Origin of the sequence: Rhodoplanes sp. SY1 (assembly GCF_046000175.1) — a bacterium.
Classification (GTDB): domain Bacteria; phylum Pseudomonadota; class Alphaproteobacteria; order Rhizobiales; family Xanthobacteraceae; genus Rhodoplanes.
The window spans coordinates 1-1,224 of sequence record NZ_JBEOMB010000369.1; the positions used below are offsets into that span (position 1 = coordinate 1).

Consider the following 1,224-nt stretch of genomic DNA (forward strand, 5'->3'; position numbering starts at 1 on the left):
CGGGGCCACCACCACCTGTTTTGCTTTCCAGCAGCATGGGCGATGCAGTTATATTCATCAGTCTCGATGCTCGTAACGCGATACTCGCCTCGCTGCAAATTTGGGAACCAAGCCTCCTTTTCGATCGGCAGGAACTTCAGTGACATCACTTGATATAACCCCTCTTTAATCCCCATTCGAGCCACGCTGCCGCTGTTGTGTTGAAGCTCGATCCTGACCGGAGGCCGGGAGGCTCTTCGTTCGTAATCTCTTTGAGCGCTGCAAACCAATGTGCAGGGCGCACACGCAATTCTTCAAGAATAAAGGGCACTGCACCCTTGCCCATGTGAATAATGGCTTGGTAAGCCGGATGTTTCACCTTCTTTGACACGGACGAGAATGGACCGGTTTCGCGATGCCACTGAGCCGCGAGCTTACTAAATGCGGCGCGAAGGTCGCTACGATCCTCGCACATAGCGCCAGATGCCTCAACTAAATCATGCAAACGCCCAACTGCTGCGGCGCGATAGCCAGCAGCTTTATCGTAAAGCTGGAGCAACTCTTCCTCAGTCCGACGCATGATCTCAGATATCGTCGCTTGCTCCGAACGACTCACGTTTGGAACTCGCATTTCCATGAGTTCGCGAAGATAGAGTCGATCGCGAATCGAGCCAGTCGAAACGACGTCGATGTACATTCGGTAGAACGGAGTGCGTAAAAGGTGGATCAGGAAATTCGGGTTTCCTTTCTTGCAGCGAAACACGACGTAGTCGGGACTCGCTAAGCAGCCGTCAAGCGCTTTTGGTACCAAGCCGATACTGCCGATATTTGCGCGCATCGGATTGTAAACGAAGTCGTTGTGATGAACTCTCTTCGGTCGATAGTTTGTAGAGAATGTTTCACCGCGAACGTATTCGTTTAGAGTTACCTTGCCGTCACTTGAGACACTCACCATCGCGTATTCACGATCGAGCTCGTCATCGGATGTCGGTTTAAAACGTTCGCCAGATTCCTCGATGAACGAACGCAACGGTGTAAGTCCGGCAAGAAGGCCGCTCGCCTGATACCGCCAGAAATAGTAAGGCGGATCGAGGCGTCCTTCGGTCTCGCTAAAAGGCACAACGAAAGATGTCTTAAGGCCTTTCGTGGTTCCGCGGATAATCTGGTCCTTTCGACGAAATGATTTTTCGCCATAAAACCTAGTCGCGAATTCCAGAAGGTCAACTTGAGGGGTCGAGATGCGGT

General features: G+C 51.9%; 1 protein-coding gene. It reads right to left on the reverse strand.

Going from position 1 to position 1,224, the window contains the following annotated elements:
• Positions 1-145 precede the first annotated feature (145 nt).
• Positions 146-1,224, reverse strand: a 1,079-nt coding sequence (locus ABTU92_RS29725) for a restriction endonuclease subunit S (protein ID WP_408095138.1), incomplete at its 5' end; no start/stop codon positions are given.